Annotated in this window: 3 protein-coding genes; 1 reads left to right on the top strand and 2 read right to left on the bottom strand. The window is 54.6% G+C overall.

The window, feature by feature from the left end; translation table 11 throughout:
• Positions 1-127: 127 nt before the first annotated feature.
• Positions 128-1,927, top strand: coding sequence for a 30S ribosomal protein S1 (locus tag RMSM_RS35700; protein WP_008709486.1), 1,800 nt, complete (start codon positions 128-130; stop codon positions 1,925-1,927).
• A gap of 347 nt (positions 1,928-2,274) precedes the next feature.
• Here the strand turns inward: RMSM_RS35700 and RMSM_RS35695 are convergent, their stop codons facing one another.
• Together RMSM_RS35695 and RMSM_RS35690 are read right to left on the bottom strand one after the other, a co-directional pair.
• A complete protein-coding gene (locus RMSM_RS35695) occupies positions 2,275-2,898 on the bottom strand; it encodes a superoxide dismutase (protein ID WP_008709484.1) in 624 nt (207 codons plus the stop codon).
• A 118-nt stretch (positions 2,899-3,016) separates the two neighbouring features.
• On the bottom strand, positions 3,017-4,808 hold a 1,792-nt coding region (locus tag RMSM_RS35690), incomplete at its 5' end, for a sensor domain-containing diguanylate cyclase/phosphohydrolase (RefSeq protein WP_040771340.1).

Below are 4,808 nucleotides of genomic sequence, written 5' to 3'. Positions count from 1 at the left end.
GTTACGCGACTAGGCGCTTGATGATGTGTCAAGCTAAGAGACAAACAAACCACTCTAACCCCCCCCGAACTTTGAACGGGTGCATGTCTCGCACCACAGGTTCAAAGCTCAATTGGTATCAATTTTCATGGTCAACCGTAACCTCATCCGCAATCTCGAAGACGACGACATTCTAGCCGAATTGGCTCTGCTGGTCCCTGCAGACCAAGCCGAAGAGTTGCTTTTTGAAGCCCTGGCAGCGGAACAGCAAGATTATGCACAGGGAAAACTCGTTGATGGCCGAATCGTTGAAATCAACGACGAATGGGCACTGATCGACGTCGGTTTCAAGAGCGAAGGCACCGTCAGTCTCGATGAGTGGGGCGGCGATGAAGAGCCACCGAAGGTGGGCGATACCGTCAAAGTCCTGATCGAAGAGATGGAGGATGAACTCGGGGCGGCCGACGATCCTTACGGCATGATCTCGCTGAGCAAGCGCAAAGCGGAAAAGATCATCGAGTGGGAAGACATGATGGACAAGGTTGCCGAGGGCCAAGTGGTCACCGGTACCGTCGTTCGCAAGATCAAGGGCGGCTTGTTGGTCGAGCTGGGCGTGATCCACGTCTTCCTTCCCGGCAGCCAAGTCGACATTCGACGTCCCGGCGACATCGGCGATTTCATCGGCCGCGTGATCCAAGCCGAAGTACTGAAGATCGACGACATGCGTCGCAACATCGTGATCAGCCGTCGTTCGTTGATCGAACGTCAACGCGAAGAAGATCGCGCCTACTTGATGAAAGAACTCGAAGTCGGCCAGATCCGCAAAGGGGTTGTCAAGAACATCGCCGACTTCGGTGCGTTCGTCGACCTCGGCGGCATCGACGGTTTGCTTCACATCACCGACATGGCATGGGAGCGAATTGGCCATCCCACCGAAATGGTTTCGATCGATCAAGAGATCGAAGTCAAGGTGCTGCACATCGACCGCGAAAAGCAAAAGATTGCTCTCGGTTTGAAGCAGAAGGACCGCAACCCGTGGGAAAACATCGAAGAGAAGTACCCGGTCAACAGCGATCACAAGGGCGAAGTCGTCAACGTGATGAGCTACGGTGCGTTCGTCAAACTCGAACCTGGCATCGAAGGCTTGGTGCACATCAGCGAAATGAGCTGGACCAAGCGAGTCAATCACCCAAGCGAATTGGTCAACATCGGCGACGAAATCGATGTCAAGATCTTGGGTGTCGACCCCGCCGGCCAACAGCTGTCGCTCGGTATGAAGCAAACTCAGAAGAATCCTTGGGACGAAGTGCTCGAGCGTTATCCTGAGGGAACCGACGTCACCGGTAAGGTGCGAAACCTGACCAACTACGGTGCGTTCATCGAATTGGAAGAAGGCATCGACGGACTGCTGCACGTCAGCGACATGTCGTGGACTCGCAAGATCGGTCACCCGAGCGAAATGCTCGAAAAGGGCCAAGAGATCGCTTGCCGCGTCTTGAGCGTCGACGAAGAGCGTCGCCGTATCGCACTCGGACTGAAGCAGCTTGATAACGACCCATGGGATGGCGACATTCCAGACAAGTACCAACCGGGCCAATTGGTCAAGGGCAAGGTCACCAAGATCACCAACTTCGGCGTCTTCATCAGCCTAGAAGACGGACTCGAAGGCCTCTTGCACATCAGCGAATTGGCTGAGCAAAAGGTCGAAGACCCTGAAGAAGTGGTCAAGGTTGGCGACGACATCGAAGTCAAGGTCCTGCGAGTCGATACCGACGAACGCAAGATCGGTCTGTCGCTCAAACGAGTCGAATGGGGCGAAGAGCAAGAACGTGCTGCAGCTGCCGCTGAAGCAGCCGAGAACCAAGTCCCTGCATCGTCGGTCGAAGGCGAGCTGAAGGGTGGTCTAGGCAGTGCCGGTCCTCTCTTCCCACCAAGCAACGAAGAGTAAGATCTCAACCGCTTGCGATTAACAACAAGACAAACGGCGGACTTTCGAGTCCGCCGTTTTTTTTACGCGCTGCCCCTGGGCAATCATCGCCCGCCAAGCGTCGCTGGCTAAATCACGAAGAGACGAAAAAAGGCGTTGCCATGTTCATGGCAACGCCTTTTCGTTTGGTTCACGTTCGAGTTCCGCCTCGGCTTGCGGCTTGTTGTTTAGTGAGCCGCGACGCGTAAGCGGCCGGGTCTTGGAGGATTCCCCGGCGTCTTAACGCCCACAGCTCAAACTCTCGCTTTAATTCATCAATTAAACCTACAACACGCCGCGCGAGTCACTCGATCGCTCGCTGCGTCAAACTACTTTGCAGCAGCGTAACGATCGGCAACGGCATCCCAATCGACAACGTTCCAGAACGCAGCGATGTAGTCGGGACGACGGTTTTGGTAGTTCAGGTAATAAGCATGCTCCCAAACGTCCAAACCGAGGATCGGCGTGCCGCTGATCCCGGCAACCGACTGGCCCATCAAGGGGTTGTCCTGGTTGGCGGTGCTGCCGACTTTTAGCTCGCCACCTTCGACGTACAACCAAGCCCATCCGCTACCGAATCGGGTTGCGGCCGCATTGGCAAACTGTTCTTTCATCGCGTCAAACGAACCACAGGCCTTGTCGATCGCAGCGGCCAAATCGCCCGCTGGGCTGCCGCCCTTGTTTGGTCCCATCACGGTCCAGAACAGCGAGTGATTTGCGTGTCCACCACCGTTGTTGCGAACCGCGCCCCGCTTGGCCTCAGGAACGGCCGATAGATCGGAAATCAGATCTTCGATCGACTTGCTTTCCAAATCGGTACCCGCGATCGCATCGTTCACCTTCGTGATGTAGGCCTGGTGATGCTTGGTGTGATGGATTTCCATCGTCTTAGCGTCGATATGAGGCGTCAGCGCATCGTACGCGTAAGGCAGTGCAGGCAATGTGTAAGCCATGGCCAATTTTGCTCCGTTTTAGGGTCGAAATAATAGACTTCTCGCTACCCTAGAACGATAACGCCCGAGACAAGCCAGGGAAATAACCCCTTGATTCGATAAACCGAAACGCAGCAAATTACGAAACATCCGAATCGGAGACGATCTCACCCATCAGATAGCTTTTCAAGCTCGAGACAAGCTGCACGATACAAGGCTTCAGCGCTCGATTGCGGCGGTCACGATTCCGGATCGGACGAATGATCACGTGGACCTTCGTTCCGCCCCAATTTCGCACTGCCGGGATAACCGAATCACTGCGTTTTTGTTCACTGAGGGTCAATTGTGCATTGAGCACCATTTGATGATCCACGCGACGACGGCCACCGGTGGTACACACTGCATTGACCTTGATCGACACCTGATTCTCAGTGACATGAATCACTTCGGCATCGTGATCCGCGATAAAGCCGCGAAGCTTTTCGATCGCCAACGCGGTCGGAACCGGCGTCAGAATGTCAAATTCGCTATTCTTCTCAATCTCGCTGGCGTCGAACCAGGCGAACCACCCCCGCTTGGTCGTTTCCGGTGCCTCGTCAGCCCGGTTACCTGAACCAAGCTGAATGACACGATTGCGTCCATTGTCCTTCGCTTTCAACAGAGCACGGTCGGATCGAGCGAGGATCGTTTCGGCCGTGTCGCCCGCTTGATATTCAGTCACGCCAAAACTAGCGGTGACCGCTTCGTTGCCAAGACTTGGCAGCGGTGTTCGCTCGAGTGCCGCGCGAATCACCTCCGCACGCTTCGTGGTGGTCGCGTTGTCACAATTATTTGCGATCAACAAAAACTCTTCACCACCATAACGAGCCACTAAATCGCCGTCGCGAGAATGACTCTCCAAGATCTCGGCGAAACGGATCAACGCTTCATCGCCCGCCGGGTGGCCATGCACATCATTGACCCGTTTGAAGTGATCAATGTCACAGATGATTAAACTGAATGTCGGTCCGCCTGCCTTGGCCCGCGAAGTCAACAGCGTCAGTTGCTCGTCAAAGTAGGCTCGGTTGGCAATCCCGGTCAAAGGATCGCGAGTGACTTGTTGATGCAGTGAATCAAGTTTTTGAAGCATGCTTGCTTCATCCGATACATCGCGAATCACGATCACCGTGCCCAGACATCCAGGCTCGGTTCCCGTCACCGGTGTCACTTGAACGTGCACGGGCGTCGAGATGCCACCAGGTTGTTCGATCACCATTTTTCGCTGGATCGAACTCGATGAACGAAGACATTGTGTGACGATACAGGAACCCTGCTGACGCGACGAATCACTCTCGCGCAAACGAACCGTTTCGTTGCTCCATGCTTTGCCCTGGATCGCATCACAAGAGATCCCGGTTAGATGTTGCATCGTGTCATTCCAACGGGTGATCGTCCCTTCGCTGTCGGTAAACACCACGCCGTCTTTGAGTCGGCCGACGAGCGAATTCAGAAACAACTCGTCCTGTCCCGCACCGCTGACCACGCCCGCATGCTTGTGGTTGGAACCGGAGTTCCAAATCGATAATTCCGAGTCACTTTGCAGTTGTTTGAGCCAACGATCGACAACAACGCCTTGCAATAGTTCAGGCCGATCTTCGAGCATGCTGCTAAAATCCAGCACCAATTCGGGATCAAATTGAGTGCCGCTGCCTTTGGCGAGTTCTTGGATCGCGCGTTCACGACTAAGTGCATTACGATAAACGTGGTCCGTTGTCATCGCATCGAATGCATCCGCAATCGCCAACATGCGTGCGCCTAATGGCAACGCGTCGCCGCGTGGACCATCGTCATGACGCCGTCCATCAAACCACGTGTTGGCATGTAAAACGATGTCAAGTAATTCGTTGTCGTGAGTACATCCGCGTAAGATTTCGACACCCAAACGCGAACAA

The sequence above is a fragment of the Rhodopirellula maiorica SM1 genome (genome assembly GCF_000346295.1).
Taxonomy (GTDB): domain Bacteria; phylum Planctomycetota; class Planctomycetia; order Pirellulales; family Pirellulaceae; genus Novipirellula; species Novipirellula maiorica.
This window is presented reverse-complemented; position numbering and strand designations above follow the sequence as displayed.